At 36.9% G+C, this 22,954-nt stretch carries 12 protein-coding genes and 1 tRNA gene; 5 read left to right on the forward strand and 8 right to left on the reverse strand.

Features of this window, described 5'->3' with window-relative positions; genetic code table 11:
• Positions 1–30 precede the first annotated feature (30 nt).
• From ACXACQ_RS10555 to ACXACQ_RS10570, 4 genes are all read left to right on the forward strand, one after another.
• A complete protein-coding gene (locus tag ACXACQ_RS10555) occupies positions 31–1,911 on the forward strand; it encodes a cytochrome-c peroxidase (RefSeq protein WP_474975909.1) in 1,881 nt (626 codons plus the stop codon).
• Positions 1,912–1,967: 56 nt separating this feature from the next.
• Positions 1,968–3,872: a cytochrome-c peroxidase gene (locus ACXACQ_RS10560; protein WP_474975910.1), complete on the forward strand. Its 1,905-nt coding sequence runs from the start codon at positions 1,968–1,970 to the stop codon at positions 3,870–3,872.
• Positions 3,873–4,166: 294 nt separating this feature from the next.
• Positions 4,167–12,020: a LamG-like jellyroll fold domain-containing protein gene (locus ACXACQ_RS10565; RefSeq protein ID WP_474975911.1), complete on the forward strand. Its 7,854-nt coding sequence runs from the start codon at positions 4,167–4,169 to the stop codon at positions 12,018–12,020.
• Between the two features lie 60 nt (positions 12,021–12,080).
• Entirely contained in the window at positions 12,081–12,995 is a 915-nt protein-coding gene (locus ACXACQ_RS10570; protein ID WP_474975912.1) for a leucine-rich repeat domain-containing protein, read from the forward strand.
• 73 nt (positions 12,996–13,068) lie between these two features.
• On the opposite strand, the gene ACXACQ_RS10575 is transcribed toward ACXACQ_RS10570, so the two are convergent.
• Complete coding sequence (locus ACXACQ_RS10575) at positions 13,069–13,236, reverse strand: hypothetical protein (RefSeq protein WP_474975913.1); 168 nt, start codon at positions 13,234–13,236, stop codon at positions 13,069–13,071.
• Between the two features lie 305 nt (positions 13,237–13,541).
• Here ACXACQ_RS10575 and ACXACQ_RS10580 point away from each other — a divergent pair, with 305 nt between their 5' ends.
• On the forward strand, positions 13,542–15,518 hold the full coding sequence (locus tag ACXACQ_RS10580; protein ID WP_474975914.1) for a tetratricopeptide repeat-containing sensor histidine kinase: 1,977 nt from the start codon (positions 13,542–13,544) through the stop codon (positions 15,516–15,518).
• A gap of 2 nt (positions 15,519–15,520) precedes the next feature.
• Here ACXACQ_RS10580 and pth read toward each other — a convergent pair whose 3' ends face one another.
• The 7 genes from pth to ACXACQ_RS10615 form a co-directional block, all read right to left on the reverse strand.
• Positions 15,521–16,081 (reverse strand): aminoacyl-tRNA hydrolase, encoded by a 561-nt coding sequence (gene pth, locus ACXACQ_RS10585; RefSeq protein WP_474975915.1) that lies wholly within the window; start codon positions 16,079–16,081, stop codon positions 15,521–15,523.
• 73 nt (positions 16,082–16,154) lie between these two features.
• Positions 16,155–16,754, reverse strand: coding sequence for a 50S ribosomal protein L25/general stress protein Ctc (locus tag ACXACQ_RS10590; protein WP_474975916.1), 600 nt, complete (start codon positions 16,752–16,754; stop codon positions 16,155–16,157).
• Between the two features lie 29 nt (positions 16,755–16,783).
• Complete coding sequence (locus ACXACQ_RS10595; protein ID WP_474978471.1) at positions 16,784–17,716, reverse strand: ribose-phosphate pyrophosphokinase; 933 nt, start codon at positions 17,714–17,716, stop codon at positions 16,784–16,786.
• Between the two features lie 56 nt (positions 17,717–17,772).
• A tRNA-Gln gene (locus tag ACXACQ_RS10600) sits at positions 17,773–17,845 on the reverse strand.
• Between the two features lie 88 nt (positions 17,846–17,933).
• Positions 17,934–18,518: a DUF4136 domain-containing protein gene (locus ACXACQ_RS10605; protein WP_474975917.1), complete on the reverse strand. Its 585-nt coding sequence runs from the start codon at positions 18,516–18,518 to the stop codon at positions 17,934–17,936.
• Positions 18,519–18,622: 104 nt separating this feature from the next.
• Positions 18,623–22,315 (reverse strand): phosphoribosylformylglycinamidine synthase, encoded by a 3,693-nt coding sequence (gene purL / locus ACXACQ_RS10610; protein ID WP_474975918.1) that lies wholly within the window; start codon positions 22,313–22,315, stop codon positions 18,623–18,625.
• Between the two features lie 226 nt (positions 22,316–22,541).
• On the reverse strand, positions 22,542–22,907 hold the full coding sequence (locus ACXACQ_RS10615; RefSeq protein ID WP_474975919.1) for a hypothetical protein: 366 nt from the start codon (positions 22,905–22,907) through the stop codon (positions 22,542–22,544).
• Between the last annotated feature and the right edge of the window lie 47 nt (positions 22,908–22,954).

A 22,954-nucleotide genomic window follows, 5' to 3' on the forward strand; every position in this document is an offset into this window, starting at 1 on the left:
TTTGTGAAGTTAAACTAACAATCATTTAATATGCCGAAATTGTACTGTAGAGACTGTCAGTATAATTTTGCTTGGATGTTTAAAATCTATTCTCTAAAGTATTCGCTGCCTGCTGTTTATTCCGCTGTTATCTTAATATTAGCAGTGTTGTATATATTATTATCTTCTTTTGTTCAGTATAACTCTGTGGGTACTACCATTGAATCATATCTGACAAATTTTAAAAGGGAAGTTAGTGACCTAGATATTGCCGCAGAAAAGTTAGTGCATGGCGAGAGTGATTTGAAAGATTTCAGAGCTCAATTATCCAGAACCAGAAATAGTTATAAATCTATAGAGTTTTATCTGGCCTATTTGTATCCTGAATATGTGAACAGTAATATTAATGGGGCTCCTATTTTGCATATCGAAAAAGAAACTACCAAGGCAATGGTAGTGCCTCCTGTGGGCTTACAAGTGCTAGATGAGTTGGCTTATGACGATGAAGTAGATCAGGTGAGGTTACGCAATTTATGTAAGAAGCTTACTGGTGCTATTGATATACTTTTTTATAACAAGCTAAATACTGATATACCACAATATGATCTGGTGAATGCATTAAGGCTACAGTTGGTAAGAGTATTCACGCTTGGGGTTACAGGGTTTGATACTCCAGGATCATTAATGGGCGTAGAGGAAACAAAATATTCTATGCAATCATTAAGAGCCATAGTGAAGCGCATGAGTTTTGACGATGAGGAAAAGGAAAAAATGATTTTACTTTTTGATCATGCCATAGGGTATATTAATGATAATGACAATTTCGAGAATTTTGATCGGTTATATTTCCTTAAAAACTATGTTGACCCGCTATATGAATTATTAGGAGAAGTCAATTCGAATAAATCATCAGTAAAGTTAGGAAATTGGAATAATCAAAGTCAGCATATTTTTTCAGATAGTTTTCTAAATCCATATGCTTTCACTTTTTTGAATGAGCAAGAAGACAGTGATCAATTAAGGGCACTGGGGAAAATGCTTTTTTATGATGCAAGCCTTAGTGGTGATGGCAAAATGAGTTGTGGTACTTGCCATCAACCCGAATTAGCTTTTACTGATGGTCAGGTGAAATCTAAAAGTAGTGTGGAAGGCGAGACTGTTTTAAGAAATGCGCCAACATTGCTTAATGCAGTGTATGCCGATAGGTACTTCTACGATCTTCGTGCTTTTAGCCTTGAACAACAAGCTGAGCATGTGATTTTTAATAGAAACGAATTTAACACTGCCTATGATGACATAGTGGCTAAGCTAAAACGCAACAAGGCTTATCAAAAGGCTTTTTCAAAAACTTTTAAAAATAAAAAAATTAATAAAGATAACTTCTCAAAAGCCTTAACCTCTTATGTAATGTCGTTAAGATCATTTAATAGCCAATTTGATCAATATGCCAGAAATGAAACCGCCTTACTACAAGAGGAAGTGAAAAATGGATTTAATTTATTTATGGGCAAAGCTGCATGTGGTACATGCCATTTTGCTCCCACTTTTTCTGGTTTGGTGCCACCGCTTTATCAAGATAGTGAAAGTGAAGTGCTTGGTGTTTTTGAGCATGCTGAGGATAAAGTTTTAGACAGAGATGAAGGACGCTACGCAAATGATAATACAGGTGAACAAGCATGGATCTTTAAAAATAGTTTTAAAACTCCTACTATTAGAAATGTGGAGTTAACCGCTCCTTATTTTCATAATGGTGCTTATTCGTCTTTAGAGCAGGTGGTGGACTTTTATGACTTGGGTGGTGCTGAAGCTCAGGGCGTTCAAGTTGTTAACCAAACGCTGTCAGCGGATCCGCTTCAGTTAACTGCAAAAGAAAAAAACGAGTTAATCGCATTTTTAAATGCTTTAACCGACAATCCTTTTAAAAATAATTAATGCTATAAATGTTAGGTAATAAGGTTGTAAGATTACTATTGATTATATGTTTAGCGATGGTGAATGTACAATCAAAATCAATATTTGATAATGATGGTTATAAGAAAACCATCTTAATGGATGCAACGCAACTAAAAAATGAAATAGATCAGCTACTCCAAATAGAGCATGATTTTGAAAAAGGGAATGCAAGCATAATAGCATTAAAAAATCAATTATCAGCCACTAGAAAAGCTTATAAAACTATAGAGTATATTCTAGAATATTTATTCCCTAAACATGTAAAAGCTTATATCAATGGGGCCCCTCTTGATCATATTGATCCTTATCCTTTGAGTACAGCTGTTGATAGTCAAATTTATGGAGATCCTGAATTGTATAGAAAAAGTTATCCTATTGACTACCTCAACCTAGATCATCATAGAGGTGCTAATAGGGTAGTGGCGCCAGCAGGTTTGCAAAGAATAGATGAGCTTTTGTATCAAAATGATTGCCGTGAGTGTATTGTTGAGTTGATTGCTTTAACTCAAAAATTAAAAGAAGACTATGCAATAATCTATAAATCTATTGAGCAGTGGAAATATTATTATGATTATCAGGTTTTTGAGGCGTGTAGGCTTGAGGTGGTGCGAATATTCACCTTAGGAGTAACTGGCTTTGATACTCCTGGCTCATTAAATGGGATAGAAGAGGCTCGGTCTGCTTTGAAGGGAATGCAGAAAGGCTTGCCGGTATTAGTAGGTAATAAAGTAAGTGTAAAACCGTTGATGGCCCTGTTTAAGAATACAGATAAATACTTAAGCAAACATACGGACTTTAATACTTTTGATAGGTTAGAGTTTCTTATGACGTATGTAAACCCTATTTATGCTGAACTGGCGGCTTTAAAAAGTGAAATGGGACTGCCTTCCTCTGCTGAGAAGCACCATTCTACCCCAGCATGGAATGGCAACAGCACCAATATATTCGATGAAGATTTTTTAAATCCATACCATTATAGCTTACTCAAGGCAGAAGAAGACAGCAAGGCTTTAAGAAAGTTAGGTGAAATGTTATTTTATGACCTCCAGCTAAGTAGTAATAGCAAGTTAAGTTGTGCTAGTTGTCATCAGCCTAAGTTGGCGTATACTGATGGCGAAAAAACTTCATTGGCAGGCATTGACCATTTAAGGGTAAAGAGAAATTCACCTACATTAATTAATGCAGTCTTTTCTGATAGGTATTTTTACGATATGCGTTCTATGGACTTGGAGGATCAGGCTGAACATGTTATTGAAAATCACCTTGAGTATAATACCTCTTTTAGTGAGATTTTGAAAAAGTTAAATGCGGATAGCGGTTATACAGCTGCTTTTGAAAGCTTATTCAAATCTTCAAAAATCACAAGGTATAATTTTTCTAAGGCCTTAGCTTCTTACGTTATTTCACTAAAATCAGTAAACAGCCCTGTAGATCAATACATAAGAGGGGAAATAGCAGAGCTCCCACAAACAGTAAAAAACGGTTTTAATTTATTTATGGGTAAGGCTGCTTGCGGCACTTGCCATTATGCTCCTACTTTTAGTGGGTTAATTCCGCCTACTTTTACTGAAAATGAAAGTGAAGTTTTAGGTGTGCTGCAGCAACCTAATGGAAATATAGTAGATAGTGATTTTGGGCGCTTTGACAATGGGGTTGTAAATGAAGCGGTAGAGATTTATCGCTATTCTTTTAAAACCATGACGGTCAGAAATATAGCTTTAACAGCCCCTTATTTTCATAATGGAGCCTATACAACCCTTAGAGAGGTGCTAGATTTTTATGATAAAGGAGGAGCTGCTGGCATAGGATTGTCAGCTCAAGTACCTCACCAAACATTGCCCGATGCCCCCCTTAACCTCACCGAAAGCGAAATAAGTGATATTATCAATTTTTTAAATGCGCTTACTGATATTAGTTTAACAGAAGGTACAGATCATTGACATTGATTTTAAGTCACTGTTAATGTATTAATAGAATATTAAATAACAGTGCTTTTTGATTATTGCCCTTTATCCTACATTCTGACCTTCAGTACATTTAATTTTTTAGTTTCAATAGTATTGCTTTATCTATATTGTTAAGCCTTAAAATCATATAGAGTCCTTATGTTAATATGGTGTAAATCCTATGTAAATAATGATGTAAAATGATAATGAATGCTTAATTGATAAGGACAATAAACAGATTTGTAAGGGTATAATTTTGTTTGCTAAATAGGTTTATTTTAAAATATTATGAAGCAATTTAACTACTTACTAGTCGTCTTGCTGGTATTTGCTGCCAGTTTAAAAGTAAGCGGTCAAACACTTCCTGGAGATTCTATTGTTTACGGACCCATGTTTAGTCCTGTATACAATAATTCAGTGAGAGTTTGGGTGCTTACAAAGCAAAATACAGGTTCTGACAATGCACTTACTTTGGAAGTTGCTGGAGCAGGTAATCCCTCTACACCTCTTAGCGGTGAAGTGTTTAATAGTGATGATAGGCTCGGATACAGCCTGAGGTCATTTGAATACACAGGCCTTACCCCAGGTGAAACTTATCAGGCACATATAAAAGAAAATGGTGTAGTGCACGCCAGAACGGCTTCTATTGTGAACGAAGCTGATCTATTGAGTGATTTTGAGTTTTTGGCCGGTGGTTGTGGTAGAATATATGATACCACACGCTGTATAGATAGACCAGAATCCCAAACACATAAAAATGGTGATCCCGAAATATTTAATCAGATGTCTACCGAAGGTAGTGATCTAATGGTCTGGTTGGGAGATGCTACTTATTTGCTAGGCTTGCAGCACGCTATGGGGCAGTGTCCTGATGGTGTTGATGACTGGGCCAATAAAGATATGGCTTTTGATAGGTATATGTTTTATCGTCAGTTTCACGATAAATTATTGATGTCAATGCCTCAATTGGCTATCACGGATAATCACGATGTTGGCCCAAATGAGTTCAATAAAACTATGCCTACGTTAGGTGAAATGCGAGACATATTTAAGGATTGGTGGCCAAACCCTGAATATAAAAGCACTCCTGAAGGACCGGGCTTATTTTCTTCATATACATATAAAGATGTGGAGTTTTTCCTTTTGGATAATAGAAGTTATAGAGATGGTACTGCTCAGCACTTAGGTCCCGATCAGCTGGCTTGGCTAAAAGAAAGCCTTTCAAACTCTAACGCCACGTTTAAAGTTCTGATTTCTGGAACACCTGCTTTTGCAAAGCACTGGGGAGGAAGAAATTTCTCGGTAACAGCTCAGGGAGATGATCTGGTAAATTATATCCAGCAAAATAATATTGATGGGGTGCTTTGCCTTAGCGCTGATATCCACCAGCAAGAATTGTATGGTAGATATGGAGATGTCAACTATCCTTTGTTTGATGTTTTGTCGGGTAATATTAATTCTGATGTTGGTGATGGTAACTATTCGGTAGATTATAATAGCGATCGTATTCTTAGAGGGGTGAAGCAAACCTACTTAAGGATAAATGTTATAGGTGAGCAGAAAGACCGAAAAATGAAAGTGGAATATGTGGATTTAGAAGGGAAACCATATTTTGAAACGATAATTCATCAAGATATGCTGGCCAGTGAGCGTGCAACAGCAACTGAGCTAGATCTGTCATTCACAAATAATACTTTGGATTCATCGGCAAATGATTTACCCGTAATTGCCAATAATGTAAACTTTATAAAAGATAAAAACGGAGTCACTAATTCGGCTATTGAGTTGTCAGAGGAATCTGAAATTAAAATAGATTATACCCAAGAACTTAATATGGCTGATAAGGCTTACACTCTTTCTTTTTGGGTGAAGCCTCAAGTAGCAAAAACGAGTACTATATTTTCTAATGTTAATGGAGCCTCAGGCTTATCATTTAACTTAGATCAAGATAATTATCTTCATTACAAAGATATAGCCAATAGCATAGATTTGGTGAGCTCATTTGCATTGCCGGTCAGTAAATGGTCTCATGTGGCGTGGAAATACGATAATGTGAAGCGCTCTTTGAAGTTGTATTATAATGGACTCGAAGTGCAAAGCTGGTCAAATATAGTGTCTTCTAAATCTTCTGACGCATCTATTTATGTAGGAAGTGATACTAACGGAAATCGATTAGTAGGAGGTTTAGATGAATTTGAACTGTATAGTAAGCTTATTGATGATGAGGCTATCAGAGATAATGCAGAATATGCTTCGCACCGAGGAGAGGTTTTGAAATTGAATGGAGCTCAGCAAATGTATATCCCTTCAAATATTGTTAATGAAGCTCTAAAGGAAGATTTTACCATTGCGTTTTGGGCGAAACTGACATCAGATCCAGGTGATAACTTTAAAATTTTATCTTCAAATGGTCGCGTAGATGGCAATAGTACAGGTATTTCATTCGAGTATCCGGGCAGCAATAAGCTTAATGTTGTATTGGGTAATGGAGGTAGTGACTGGACCAGCATTTCAGAACAAGGTGATGTTTGGAATTTGGGAGAGTGGAATCATGTAGCATTTTCTGCTAGGAAGAATGATAAAATGTACTACTATGTAAATGGTGAGCTGGTGGCGGAAGGTGATTTCTCTGGCTATGTTCCTAATAATTTTGATGGACTTGGATTGGGGTATAGCCCTAATTATTCTGGAGCTATACAGGCTGAAATGGATGAGCTTAAAATTTATAATACTTCATTGACGCAAGCTCAGGTTAATAAACAGTTGCATTATGAAATTACGGGTACAAATGAAGAAAACTTAGTGCTCTACTATGATTTTGGTCCTTATGAAGATCATTCAATTATCAGTAAGGGGAGTGAACCTTTTGAAATCGAACTGAATGGAGCCGAGCTCATATCGGGAACGTCTCCTGTAGGGAGTATTCCAGGTGCATATACTTCTGAAGTAACTGCTTATTGGAGCAAAGGAGGTAAGCCTAATAACGGACTTTCAATTGCCGACCCTATTACATTGTATAATAGTAATGTAGTTATTGGAAGTGGTGATGGCGCTAATGAAGTGATCGATTCAATAGCAGTAGAAGAACTATACTATTCAAATATAGGTTGGAGCATAGACCCCGTAAATGTTTCTTTCGCTACTCTAAAAGTAGATTTGGAAACAGCTTTGGCGAATTATGATAGCATTACCAAAAATGCCAGTGAATACTATTTGCTTCAACAACAAGATGGTGGTTTAACCGCAATCGGGAAAGGTGCATTTGACGGTAGAAGCGTTACTTTCTTTAATACATCATTAGAGAAATCTGAATACTTCATAGCCTGGAAGGCTGGTGAATATGGAGCTGCAGGTAGAGGAGGAGCCTTGTCGCTCATAGAAAATCATGATGTAGTCATTCCGTCTGTGGACGTAAATCCATTGTTGTCTAATTCATTTACTATAGAGTTTTGGTCAAGGTTGATGAAAGATCCGGCTAATAATGATAAGCTTCTTTCTAATCATGGTAGGGTAGATAATAATAGTACAGGCTTCAGTATTGAAGTGCCCGATGATAATACCATAAAGGTGGTTTTTGGCCTTAATAATAATGATTGGTTAGAGCTACGTTCGCCTTCGGCAGTAAATGTTGGAGAGTGGAATCATATTGCAGTAACAGCTGCTCCCGGAGAATGGGTTAAATTATTTATTAATGGCTTAGCAGTAGATAGCGCTGAATATGACAGTTACGTACCCAATGAAAATTGGGATTTGGCATTAGGCGAGAGTTTAAATTATGGAGGTGAAACCATCTCAATGATGGACGAACTAAGGGTTTGGAGTCAGGCAAGAACGGCTACTGAAATTCATTCTAAAATGTACTCATCTATAAAATCGGATGACGAGCAATTGGCTTATAACTTTACTTTCGATCAAGAAAATGATGGGAGTTTGTTAAATTCTGGTGTTAAAGGAGGTGAAATACCTTCTTCTAATGCTAATATAGTTGCGTCTAGTGCACCAGCAGGTACAGTTCTGGAAAACTATAATGAGAATATAGCTGCTAGTTGGAGTGTGATAAGAGATCAAAGTACAGGGCTTTTTGTAGAAGGAGCTATTCAGGATTACACGTCTAATTTAATCGTCAGCTCAGCAATTAATTATGGCATAAAGCCCTTAGCACAAGATTCATTTTATATCGCCCAAGGATGGAGCATTAATGCTCTGAACTTGCCCGTGGCTGATTTAAAAGTGGATGTGCGGAGAATCGTTAACAATGTAGATTCACTATTGAATTATGTAAGTGAGTTTTATCTCCTTCAAGGTGACCCTGAGTTAAATTACGAATTGATAGCCAGCTCAAAGCCAGAAGGAGCCTTAGTAACTTTCGCTGATGTAAATTTAAAACAGGGCGTATACTACTTAGCTTATAAAAGTAGTCCTACTGAAGCATTTTCAATTCTTGCAGCTTCTGATGATGCTGAGCAAGATGTGGAGTCTGGGCATATGTATATCGATAGTTCTGATATTGAGCTAACCAAAGACGGGGACAGTGAGCAGTTAATTGGACTGCGTTTTGATGAGGTTAATTTGCCTCAAGGTGCCATAATTAGAAATGCCTATATTCAGTTTACTGTGGATGAAGTAAATACAGATGGTGTTGTCAATGTGGCCATTGGTATTGAAAATAGCGTTAACTCATTGCCAATACAAACATTTGATTTTGATCTTTATCACCGCACCATGTACTTGGGTGATACCGTAGTTTGGCAAGCGGCTCCTTTTGCTAACGTAGGAGATGCAAACGAAGCTCAAAGAACGCCAAATATTGCTCATTTGCTAGATTCGGTTTTGAGTAATCCTGCATGGGAGAAGGGGAATGCTGTCACATTCTTGCTGGCGGACCCCGTTACATTTAATATACCGGGTTATAGTGCTAATACTAGTAAAAGAGTGGTGCAGACTTTTGATAAATCTGCTACTGCCGCAGCTAAGTTAATAGTTACTTATGATATGCCTGATAGGTTCATTAATGGAGATTTTCCAATGGGAAAAGGTGCATTATGGATGTATAATGATAATGGAGAAAGCCTAGATGAGGTGGATTGGACTGCTTTAGATTTTGCGGACGATGAATGGGCCTATGGAAATGCAACTCTAGGTTATGGTGATGCATCAGTAACCACTTTAAATTATGGAGATGATGCAGAAAATAAATATCCAACAACGTATTTAAGACATGTTTTTAAGGTAGAAGATAAAACGTTGTACGATTCACTAGTCTTTGATGTATTGAGAGATGATGGTGCAGTAGTTTATGTAAATGGCATAGAGGCCTTCCGTATGAATATGCAAGAAGGTGAAATTAACTATAATACTCTAGCTACAAGTGCTGTTTCTGGTCAAGATGAAGAAAAGTATTTTAGAGTTAAAACTGCCAATTTATTAAATGATGGCTTAAATGTAATAGCAGTTGAGCTACACCAGGCCGCATTAAATAGCTCTGATTTAGCTTTTGATATGCAAATTGGCTATGAAGAACCTCCTTTGGCTCCAGCAAATTTCCCTCTAGTTAAAGCCTCTAGTTGGCATTATCTCGATAATGGAAGCAGCCTTGATGATGTGGAATGGATGGATACCTCTTATGTTGCATCTAATTGGTCAGATGGTGAAGGTCCATTAGGTTATGGAGATGAAATGAACACTGTGATATCTTATGGAGAAGATGCTTCAAATAAATTTATCACTACTTATTTTTATCGTGATATACTTATTGAAAAGGATAATCTAAATAGTGCTCTTGAGCTTGGACTTAGGAGAGATGATGGCGCCATTGTTTATATCAATGGGAAAGAAGTGGTAAGAAGTAATATGCCTGAGGGAGATATTAATTATTTAACTACTTCTTCAGCAATAGTTGATGGAGCAGATGAGCGTGCTTATTTTTCATACATCATAACTTCTGCAGATTTTAGAGAAGGCCTCAATAGAATTGCTGTAGAGGTGCATAATAGAGACGGCCAAAGTTCTGATTTAGGGTTTGACCTTTACCTTAAAAATGCATCAGAACCAAACCCTCCGGTAGACTGTGGCGAAGATCATATTGGTTGCTTCACATCTATTGACCCTACCGGGCAGACAGATAAATTGATTATTTCTGAAGATCATGACTTTCAGTTGTTATTTAAACAAGGGGATAGGTATACTGAAATAGAGGGTGATGTGCCTGGTAATAATGATTTTACCGCTTATGTGCCGATTAATGGAAGCAGTATTCAAGGGTATTTATCTGTTAACCATGAAAACACACCAGGTGGAGTGTCTATGTTAGATATTCATTACAATACCGATAATTACTTGTGGGAAGTAGATAAGTCAACAGCGGTAGACTTATATAATAATGCTTTGGTTACCACTACTAGAAATTGTTCTGGAGGTATTACTCCATGGGGTACAGTCATTACTTGTGAAGAGTCAACCAATAATGGTGACTTAAATGGTGACGGATACCAAGATGTTGGATGGCCCGTAGAGATAGATCCTAAAACTGCTCAGGTAGTTATTTACGATGAAAGTGTAGGGCAGGAAAAACTTTGGGCAATGGGGCGAATGAATCATGAGAATGTTGTAGTGGCTGATGATAGTGTTACGGTCTATTATGGCGAGGATGGAGGCACACACTGTGTTTATAAGTTTGTTGCAGATGAACCTGCAAATCTATCTTCAGGCAAGGTATATGTGCTAAAACTTGATGATCCACTAGTGGCCGATGATCCATCAGGGTCTACTGCTACTTGGGTACAGGTACCTAATGTAACCAAAGAAGATAGAAATAATATCAATAGCATGGCGGCAGCTTTAGGAGGTACAAACTTCAATGGTGTAGAAGATTGTGAAATCAGCCCTATTGATGGTAAAGTGTATTTTACTTCTAAAGGAAAGGGAAGGGTTTATCGTTTTAAAGATGAAGGAGATCATGTAAGTGACTTTGAGACTTTCGTAGGTGGTAGATCTTACGAAATTACTACAGCTGCGGGTGTTGTAAATGAACCTTGGAGAGGTGGTAACGATAACCTTACTTTTGATGATAAAGGTAATTTGTGGGTGTTGCAAGATGGTGACAATAATTACATCTGGGTGGTAAGGCCTGATCATACCCAATACGCACCTAACGTAATGTTATTTGCATCAATGCCTATAGGTTCTGAACCAACGGGATTAACTTTTTCACCTGACTATAAATTTGGTTTCTTTTCAGTGCAGCATCCTAGCTCTGCTACTTCATATCAAAAGGATGCAACGGGTAACGATGTTAAGTTCGATGCCTCTGCCACCGTTGTGTTTGCATTAGAAGATAACTTGGGAATGGACTTGCCAAAAGTGGTAATAGATGCCGATACTACCAAAATAATTGTAGGTCAGTCGGTTACCTTTTCTGATGTAAGTTGGGGAGCTGTAGTTGAAAGAACTTGGAATTTTGATGGCGGAAGTCCGCTAACTTCTAACAATAAGACTGAAGTGGTAACTTACAATGAAGTTGGTGAATATACTGTTAAATTGACTGTAACTAACGTAATAGGTACAAGTTCCAAGGAGTATCCTGCTTATATATCTGTAATGAATCCATTGCCTATGGCAGAGTTTGAGGCTAATCCACGTACAGTTTTTAAAGGAGAGTCAGTTAAATTTACTGATATGAGTACAGGTTTCCCTAATATATGGGACTGGAGCTTCGAAGGAGGCACTCCTAATACTTCAGATATTCAAAACCCTACGGTAGTTTATGATACTCCAGGAGTGTATGATGTGTCATTAAAGGTTTCTAATGAATCAGGAGAGAGTCCTGTCAGACAAAAAACAGGTTATATTGAAGTGTTAGATGATGTTACAGGGGTTGATCCAGGGCAGGAGACCTCGGTTCAAATATATCCTAACCCTACAAACGGCACGTTAACATTGAGTTTTGGTAATAACACTGTTTATCAAAATGCTGAAGTGGAGGTGTTTAATGTTATGGGTATATCATTGTTTAGCATGGAAACCAGTAGTGCTGAAATAACCATAGATCTTAATGATTATATCAATAGCAGTCAAATGCTAGTAATAATGGTCAAAAGGGCAGATCAGGTTACCAGATATAGACTTCAGTTCATTAAAAATTAAATTATAATTCAATCAATATATTAGAGAGTCGGCTAAGTCCGGCTCTCTTTATTTATGCACATGAGAGCTATTATATTATATCTTTTAGCAAGTTTTTCAACTGTCTTTAATGTCTCTGCACAATATGTAAATCCATTAAAGGAAAAGGTTTATACGAGTATTACAGATGCCGTAAATGCAGATACGAAGGCTAAACAATTAAACCTGAGAGATCAGCACCTGTTTAGCTTAGACGATAATATAGAAAAGCTTAAAGAACTGAGGTTTTTGAATATTATGCGTAATAACTTCGAAACTTGGGATCATTCAATATTTGAATTAAGAAAGCTAGAAATCTTAAATGCTAAGTTAAATACGTTAAAGCTAATCCCTGATGATATTAAGTTGCTGCCGCACTTAATTAAGCTAGAGCTTTCTAATAATCACATTATGGAGGTCAGTAAAGATGTGGCGAGGTTAAAGCACTTAGAATACCTTCATTTATCAATTAATGATCTTGGGAGGTTTCCTGTGGGCTTTGCGGAGTGTAAAAAGCTTAAGGTAGTAGAGCTAGATTATAATCAGATAAGTGATGTGCCTTATGATTTGTCTAAACTGCAAAAGTTAGAGGTCCTCAACTTAGGGCATAATCAAATGAATGAAGCTAATGTAGACTGGAGTGGACTTAATAACTTAAAGGAATTAAACCTTGAGTTTAATAAGTTAAAAGCGCTGCCTGAAAGTTTGGGTGAACTAAAGTCTTTAAAGGCATTAATAATAAATAATAATCAATTAACAGCTTTACCAAATTCTATTGGAAAGTTATCAAATCTAGAATTGTTGATTGTGTCAGATAATGAATTAGAAAGTTTACCAGATAATATAACACAGTTAAAAAAACTGAAAACATTAATCATAAGGAACAATCAAATTAGTGAAATAGAGGTAAACAGCATCAAAAACTTACTTCCTGAGTGCAATATTTATTTTAAATAAAAAGAGACTCAATGGTTAACACCGTGAGTCTCTTCCATCATTAAATGATTTAAGTCACATTATGTTTTGGCAATTAACTTCCAATACCTCCATTTTCACTGTCAACTGGATTGCCTTCAGAACCTCCGCCTTCAGTAAATTCTTCTTGGTTTTGACGTGGATTAATATCCTCTTCAGAACATGAATAAAAAATGCCAGACAATAATACAACTGTAAAAAGGGTTAATAACTTAGTTTTCATATGTTTTAGTTTAGTTTTGAGAATACTTTGTTGTAAAAAAATAGTCAAATGATGAAAAAATTTCTTTTATTTAAAAAAGAATTGTGAGTCGGCAAATTTATTTATACTGATATTAATTAGGATAAACAATAGATGCAAATTAGCATATTATTTTATAAAGACTCCACTTAACTTTGACTATAAACTTACATGTGTTTTTGAAAAGGATATTCCTTGTGAAGCGAAGCTTAATTATATACTTGATTATCACTTTATTTCCTCTGTATTTATCTGCGCAAGATAATTTAGATTCTCTAAAAAATTTATTGAATTCTGAAATAAATAGTGCAGAAAAAATGGATTATGCCAAGTCATTATTTCTCAGGTATAGAAAGATTGACATTGACAGTGCTATAAAGTATGCGGAGGTATTTAAAGAATTAGCAATTGATAAGGGGGACTCTGTGTCAATTCTCCAATCTGACTTTAGTATAGGGTTGTTGTATCAAAAAAAGAGCTTTTATAAAGATGCTATTGATCATTATAAACAGGCCCTTATTATATGTGAGGTTTTAGAGTCTCATGAGTCATTGTCAGAAATACTCAACAACTTAGGTAATGCCTGCTATTTGTTTGGAGAATATGATGCAGCATTAGATTATCATTTAAGAGCTTTAAGGTTAAGAGAAAAAGAAAGAAACCCCGTTGAAATAGCTAATTCCTTTAATAATATTGGCTTGGTTTATTTGAAAATAACTGATTATTCAAAAGCACTTGGATATTTTTTAAATACTCTAAAAATTCAAAATAAAATCGGGGATGACCTTGGGGTAACGAATACCTTGTACAACATTGGTGTCTGTTATACAGATTTAAAAAATTATGAAAAGGCATTAGAGTATTTCAATCAGGCTCTGGAGTTGTGTGAGCAGGAGAAATGTAGTGAGCTCAGTAAAATAAGTGTATATAGCGGAGCTGGAATCGCTTACTTTCATGAAGAGAAATTAATGGAGGCAGAGGAAAACCTTCAAAATTCAATTACCCTTTCTGAAAATGGTAATTACGAGAGGTATCAGGTGATAAATTATCACTTTTTAGCTTTTGTAGAACTTAAAAGGGGGAATTTGAAAAACGCCAAACTCAACCTCGATAAAAGTCAAAAATTAGCAACCAAGCTAGAATATAGAACATGGTATAGGGATAATTACGATTTATACGCAAAAATTTATTTTGAATTAAATGAGTATAAGGACGCGTATTTGTTTAAAGAAAAATACGATTCGTTAAACAGTCTGATCCTAAATGAGGGGGTTATTAAGAATTTGGCTTCTATACAAGTTGAATACCAAGAGAAGGAGAACCTTGAAACTATAGATTTTCAGAAAAACGAGATAAGTAAAAGAACTACCTTGTTGATGCTGCTAGGGATTATTACACTTATGGCTGTAATTATTCTTATTATATTGATTAAAAATAATCAACAAAGGAAAAAGGTAAATCACGCTCTATCTACAGCAAATGCCACCATTGAAAAGCAGAATCATGCACTTACAGATGTTAACTTTAAGCTAGAGGAGAAGGTTAAGGAAAGGACCAAGGAGCTGAAAGCTTCCAATGCTGCATTGATTAAATCTAACAACGAACTCGATAATTTCATTTATAAAACCTCTCATGATATCAGAGGGCCATTGGCAACGCTGCAAGGTATGTGCAATGTAGCAATGATAGATATTGAAGATGCTAAAGCTCGAGACTATTTTGAAAAGCTAGGCAAAACGGCTGACCGATTAAATGAAATACTATCTAAGCTGTTAATTATAAATCAGATCAATACTTCTTTGGTAGAGAAAAATACCATAGTTATTCAGCCTGTAATACGAGATATTATAGCAGAACAACGAAGTAATTATAAAAAGAAAGATATTGCTGTTAATGTAGATATAGATGAAGGGTTAACCCTGCTGAGTGATGAGGGGCTTATCAGAATTATATTGAATAACTTAATTAGCAATGCCTTTAAATTTCATAATACCTCTGAACGTTTAGCATCTTTTGTACGAGTAAGGGTGGAGAAGAAGGAAGGAATGGTGTTTATGGAAGTGATAGATAACGGAATAGGCATAGATGATAAGCTAAGCCATAAAGTTTTTGAAATCTTTTCTAAGGTGTCAGAAATAGCTGATACAGCTGGCTTAGGGCTTTATCTGGCTAAGTTGGCTGTAGAAAAGCTAAAAGGAGAGATTAGTATTAAAAAATCTAAGGAAGGCTTTACCATCTTTGAAGTAATCCTTCCTCAGTTCTAGTGTTAGTCATTAAAGCTGTTCATAGTTCTCACTGCTCCTATAGTACAGAATGACAATATCATATCTATAGCTTTATCCATTTTTTCTGGGAGCATGTCAAATTCAGATCGAGTAAATGAGCTGAGTACAAAATCAATTTGTTTCCCTTTGGCATAGTCATCGCCTATACCAAATTTAAGTCTAGAGTAATTGCTTCCGCCACAAACTTGCTCTATGTTTTTAAGCCCATTATGTCCGGCTGCAGATCCTTTGGTTCTCAGCCTCAAATTGCCAAAAGGAAGCGCTATATCGTCTACTATTACTAATAGGTTCTCTTTAGGAATTTTAAGCTCTTGCAGCCAGTAATTAATGGCTTTCCCGCTAAGGTTCATGTAAGTGGTAGGCTTTATTAAATGAATTTGACGAGACTTGTGCTTGAACTCACTTTTAAAAGCGAGTTTGCTTACTTCAAAAGATGCCTTTTCCTGTTCAGCCAGCCTGTCGAGTGTTAAAAAACCGATATTATGCCTTGTGGTTTCATATTCGGCTCCTATGTTTCCAAGTCCTGCAATTAGGTATTTCATTGTCTGTAATTGTCTTTAAACAAAAAATCCTACCCTTATTAGGGGTAGGATTTGAATCTTTAAAAAGCAGTTATTATGCCTCAGCTTCTTCTTCAGCATCATCATCAGCCATATTAGTTTTTCCTCTAAGTGCTCTAGGAATTTCTACTACCGCTACTGATGCAATTTTAGAGTCTAAGATATTGAAATTATTCTCTTCAATTTCTTGAACTTTAATTGCTTTACCGAAGTCTAAAGAACTAAGGTTTACTGTTACGAATTCAGGCATGTTTTTAGGCAATGCCTCGATTCTTAAGTATCTTCTTTTCTTGATTAAAGTACCACCTTTTGCAACTCCTGGAGATTCTCCTTCGAAGTGTACAGGGATATCCATTTTTACAACTTTTCCATCGAATAATTGTAAGAAGTCAGCGTGAAGAATAATCTCACTTACTGGGTGGAATTGTATGTCTTGAAGAATCGCTTGGAACTCTTCTCCTTCTACGTTAATATTAACGAAGTGAGCTTTGTCAGTATAAACTAACTCACGGAAAAGAATCATTGGAGCGTAAAAGTGAACTTGTTTGTCTCCTCCATAAATTACGCAAGGTACATAACCTTCTGCACGTAATTTTTTAGATTCAGACTTGCCGAGATTTGCTCTTTTAAACCCTATAATCTCAACTGTTTTCATAGTAATATATATTTATGTTAGAAAAAATCTTATGAATGAATGAACAGTGAACTGATAGATTCGTGATCATGAATCTTACGAATAGCCTTTGCAAATAAGTCAGATAAAGTAAGAACTTTAATTTTGCTAGACTCTTGCTTGATAGGCAAACTATCTGTTACTACTAATTCTTCTAATACCGATTTCTCGATATTTTCGTAGGCTTTGCCTGATAATACCGGGTGAGTGGCTACTGCTCTTACAGATCTTGCTCCTTTGTCTTTCAAAAGGGCTGCTGCTTTACAAATAGTGCCTCCAGTATCGATAAGGTCATCTACCATTACTACATCCTTACCTTCTACATCACCAATAAGCCTCATAGTGGCTACTTCGTTTGCTTTCTCTCTAAACTTGTCACAAACTACCATTTCTGCATTGAAGAACTTGGCGAAGTATCTTGTGCGCTTCACACCACCAACGTCAGGTGAAGCAAACATGATGTTTTCTAATTGTAATGATCTGATGTATGGAATAAAGATTGAAGTCCCATCCAAGTGATCAACAGGAATATCAAAGAATCCCTGAATTTGATCGGCATGTAAGTCGCAAGTCATTATTCTGTCAGCACCAGCAGCAGATAAAAGGTTGGCCATTAACTTAGCTGCGATAGCAACTCTTGGCTTATCTTTTCTGTCTTGGCGTGCATAACCGAAATAAGGAACTACGGCTGTTACATATTTAGCGCTGGCTCTCTTTGCTGCATCTATCATCAGTAACAGCTCTAAGAAATTGTCCGCTGGAGGAAAAGTTGATTGAATTAGAAAAACATCGCTACCTCTTACAGATTCTGAGAAGAATGGAGACATTTCTCCATCGCTAAATTTTTGGAGAGTAACTTCACCTAAAGGTTTACCATATGCCTGAGCTATTTTGTGTGCTAGATACTCAGTAGACTTTCCGGAGAAGATTTTAACTGATGACATTTTTTTCATTTTGCCGTTTAAACAACTAAGGCGGACTAATTAGTCCGCCTTTTTAGTTGCCCGACTAGGGCTCGAACCTAGACTCTTCTGAACCAAAATCAGACGTGTTGCCAGTTACACCATCGGGCATTTTGTGTTTCCCTTATCGTTTGGGAATGCAAATGTAGTAGGAAATTTTAAAAACAAAAACATTGTGCGAAAAAAAATGTAAAAAATTTCAAGATCCATCCGAAAGTGCCTCATTTTGCTCCTTCAAAAAGTCCTCAGCAAAGAATTGATATTTGTTCAAAATGGACTTTACAGCGTTATTTACGTCTTTTATGTTATTGAAGTCTACCTTTTTGTAATAGTCGGTGGCATAACCTTGCCAAATCGACATTTTTTGTTTGCGATCAAAAAATTGAATCAGTAACGTTCCTTTTTTTATATCATACTTTTGTCTTTCATAAGTAATTTCTGTTGATGGGCGTTCGGCCCACTCAATAATGTTGGGTTGCTTATAGCCTCTGAAGTTTAGGCTATCCATATAAACTTTAAAAGATAAGAGTAAGTCGGGCTTACTGTTATTCTGTTTGTAGCCCAAAAATTTCATGTGATTTTCAATAGCGTATGTTATAGCCTTAGTACTGGTTAAGTTTTCATCAATGTCAGTCTGAATGAGGAAGTCGTAAGTTTTGTATTTTTTAAACTTACCACGGTAGCTATAGTCGTATTCTACAGGTAATTCTCTGTAAGTAAAACATGCATATAGGAGTAGAGGCATTACTCCTATGAGTAGGATGGTGATGAGACGAGATTTCATATGGTCAGTTATTTAAAAGGGAAGTATTATTAATATAATATTTATTCTTCTCTTTTTATAGTAAATCCTGTCCTTATTTAAATGAAATCTCGTCTTATTGTATTTTAATTATTTTTTTCTAGCAACCAATTACGGGCATTTACAAATGGCTCTATCCAAGGGCTTACATCGTCTTTTCTGCCTTGAGGGTAGTCAGCCCAGTTGTAAGGATATAAAGAGCGCTCTAAGTGCGGCATAATGGCTAAATGACGACCATCCACTGAACACAATGCAGCCGTGGCATAATCTGACCCGTTAGGGTTGGCAGGGTATGCGTCATAAGCAAATGTTGCAGCGAAGTTGTAATTTCTCTTATCACCTTCTAAGTCAAACCTTCCTTCTCCATGTGCTAGCCAAACTCCCAGTTTAGTGCCTGCAAGTGTGCTAAATAGGATAGAGTTAGATTGTGGAATTTCCAAATTAATGAAGCATGACTCGAATTTTTCCGATCTGTTGTGCTTCATAGTAGGATGGTTTTCCATTTCAGGGTATATCAAGCCTAGTTCCATCATTAATTGACAGCCATTACACACACCTAAACTCAAGGTGTCAGGTCGGCTGTAGAAATTATCTAAGGCCGCTTTTGCTTTTTCATTAAATAAGAATGCACCTGCCCACCCTTTAGCAGAACCTAATACATCAGAATTGGAGAATCCTCCCACGAATACAAGGAACTGTATGTCAGATAAATCTTCTCTACCAGAAATTAAATCCGTCATGTGAACATCCTTTACATCAAAGCCAGCAAGGTGCATTACCCAAGCCATCTCTCTGTCTCCATTCACACCTTTTTCTCTGATAATTGCGGCCTTTAAGCCAGTTTTGTTCTTCCTGTTAAGGTCTATGTTGTATTTGTCAAGTTTGCCTGTAAAATGCTCAGGGAAACGATAATTAAGTGGCTGTTTTTTGTAGTTCTCGAAACGAGCTTTTGCTAAATCACTTGCTGTCTGTTGTCTGTCAAGTAAATAACTTGTTTTGAACCAGGTGTCTCTTAAGTCATCTATGTCAAAACTGTAAGTGCTGCCGTTAAAGCTGATGTTCAAGCTTCTCTCAGTAGTGGTTTTGCCTATTTTGTAAGCTTTTATACCTTGATCTTGCAGATGATTGAAAGCACTTTCATTATTAAGCTGAAGGATTAATCCAGGCTTTTCACTAAATAAAATCTTTATGATGTCACTTTCTGGCAGTGCGGAAAGATCGATATTTAGACCTAGTGATTCGCTAGGGAATGCCATTTCTGCTAAAGCAGTAATCATACCTCCTGCAGAAATATCATGACCGGCTAATATTAAATCTCCTTTGATCAGTTTTTGAATAGCTCCAAAAGATTTTTTGAAGTATTCTGCATCTTTTACAGTAGGGGCTTTCTGACCTAACTTATTAAGCACTTGAGCAAATGAACTGCCACCAAGTTCAAACTTATCTAACGAAAGATCTACGTACGCCATAAAGGCATTGTCAGCCTTTTTAAGGTTTGGAGTGATGGTTTGTGTTACATCGCTCACTTCACCTACCGAACTTATGATAACTGTCCCTGGTGAGTAGACCACTTTTCCGTCAGGGTATTTCTGGGTCATAGATAATGAGTCTTTACCCGTAGGAATGTTGATCCCTAGCTCTTGGGCGAAGTTACTCACCGCCTCTACGGCACTGTAAAGTCTAGCATTTTCTCCTTCGTTTTTGGCAGGCCACATCCAGTTGGCGCTAAGAGATATTCCGCCAAGGCCGTGGCTTAGTGGTGCCCAGATGATATTGGTCAAAGCTTCTGCAATAGATAGTTTTGAGCCTGCATCAGGATCAACCAAAGCACTTACTGGCGCATGACCAATAGAAGTGGCGATACCTTTTTTGCCTTTGTAGTCGAGCGCCATAACCCCAACATTATTAAGCGGTAGTTGTATTTCTCCGCATGTTTGTTGTGTAGCTACTTTTCCTGTTACAGACCTATCGACCTTATTGGTTAACCAATCTTTACATGCTACAGCTTCCAGTTGTAATACGGCTTCAAAATATGATTTGAGATTCTCAACGCTATACGATAGGTCTGAGAAGTTACTCTTAGAAGTTTTGTCTTCTAATATAGTTTTTGGAGATGAGCCAAACATATGCGATAGATCCCAGTCTATAGCATTTTTGTCAGCATCTTTATTTTCAAATTTAAAATGACCATCGCCCGTAGCTTCACCCACAACATACATCGGTGATCTCTCTCTATCAGCCACTTTTTTCAGTAATTCAAGATCTTTTTCCTTCATTACTAATCCCATTCTTTCTTGAGATTCGTTACCTACTATTTCTTTATCAGATAGTGTAGGGTCACCCACAGGCAGTTTTTGTATGTCTATGGTTCCTCCAGTTTCTTCTACTAGTTCTGATAAACAGTTGAGGTGTCCTCCGGCTCCATGGTCGTGGATGGAGATGATAGGGTTTTCATCACTTTCTACCATAGCTCTAATGGCATTCATTACCCTCTTTTGCATTTCCGGGTTAGAACGTTGAATAGCATTTAGTTCTATAGAGTTACCAAACTCACCAGTGGCTACAGAAGATACTGCGCCACCACCCATGCCTATGCGGTAGTTGTCGCCACCAAGTATTACTATTTTATCCTGAATTTCAGGAGATGCTTTTAAGCTATCTTTTTTCTTGCCATAGCCAATACCGCCAGCAAGCATAATTACTTTGTCAAAGCCATATGACTTATCATTTTCAGTATGCTCAAAAGTTAATACGCTACCGCTGATAAGTGGCTGGCCGAATTTATTTCCAAAATCACTGGCTCCATCAGACGCTTTGATGAGAATGTCCATTGGTGTTTGATACAACCATTTTCTTGGAGCTAAATCTTTTTCCCAGCTTCTGTTTTCTTCCAATCGTGAGTATGAGGTCATGTACACAGCAGTTCCGGCCAAAGGTAAACTTCCCTTTCCGCCAGCTAGTCTGTCTCTTATTTCTCCTCCTGAACCTGTAGCAGCACCGTTAAAAGGTTCTACTGTAGTGGGGAAGTTATGTGTTTCAGCTTTTAAGCTGATTACCGTGTCAATGTCTTTGGTAGTAAAGAAGTCAGGCTTGTCTTGCGTAGCTGGGGCAAACTGCTCTGCCACTGGGCCTTCTATAAAGGCTACGTTGTCTTTATAAGCAGAAACTATATAATTAGGGTGCTTGTCTGAGGTGTCTCTTATTAATCTGAATAGAGATTTTTCTTTTTCCTTTCCGTCAATAATAAAGGTGCCGTTGAAAATTTTATGACGGCAGTGCTCTGAGTTTACCTGAGAGAATCCAAAAACTTCACTATCAGTAAGTTTTCTTCCTAGCTTCTCACTTACACCTTCTAAATAGTTAACTTCTTCTTCACTTAGGGCCAAACCTTCAGCTTCATTATAAGCTGCAATGTTGTCAATTTCTTTTACCGGATCAGGACTTTTGTTGATAGTGAAAAGGTCAGCATTAAGGTTGTTATACAAAACCTGCAGCATAGGGTCGTGCGCTGCATCTGCATTTTCTACCTTTTCAAACTCTTCAATACGGCTAATTCCGCTGATGCCCATATTTTGAGTTATTTCCACGGCATTGGTACTCCATGGTGTAATCATTTCTTTTCTAGGGCCCACAAAATAGCCTGATAGGGAATCTGCGTCAACTAATGCTGCATTACCCAATAGCCATTTTATTTTTTTTGTATCGGTCTCATTAAGAGGCTGCGATAGTTCTACTGCGTAATACCGCTGGTCTGAAGCATGGAAAAATTGGATCATCAAATTTGAAGATTTGGTGGTTAATTTTTAATGCTGCAAAAGTAGTTAAAAGAATTAAAAAGATTATTTAAAAGTAAAGGATTAGCCTTTCTTAAAATCTTAAATAACTGGAATATAGCCTTTATGGCAGGGGGTGGCTATAAAGTGGAGGTTATGGCGGTGTTTTTATTGCACTTAGGCGTGAAGATATGCTCTTCTGCCACCTGTTATGAGGCAGAAGAGCACGGCATTAAAAGAATTTTTTGTAATTGTCTTCATCTTTCCAAAAATCCCTACATTTCTCTATCTGTTCATTTTTAAACGATTCGTCATTTTTTAAGGTTTGCCAATCTCCATAGCCCAACGTTTCGCCCAGTTTAAAAAACCTGTTGCCTTGTCCGTTTTTGGCATCTTGTATAAGTGCACTTAAAAGTGGGCGCCCTTGTTCATGCTCTTCGATAGAGATTTCGTCTAATATAGTGCCTAATAACTGCTTTTCGTGTTTTATGTCCAGATTCAGGCCTAATTCAACAGTGTTGATTAACCTTCTGTAGGAGATAGGAGCACTTTCAGTTCGTGCTAACTGTATCAGTTTGTTTCTAATCCTTGTATCCAAAATATCTACGTATTTAGTTTTAAACTATACATTGTTAACATGATTTT

It is taken from the genome of Fulvivirga sp. AWR4_260, from assembly GCF_056158185.1.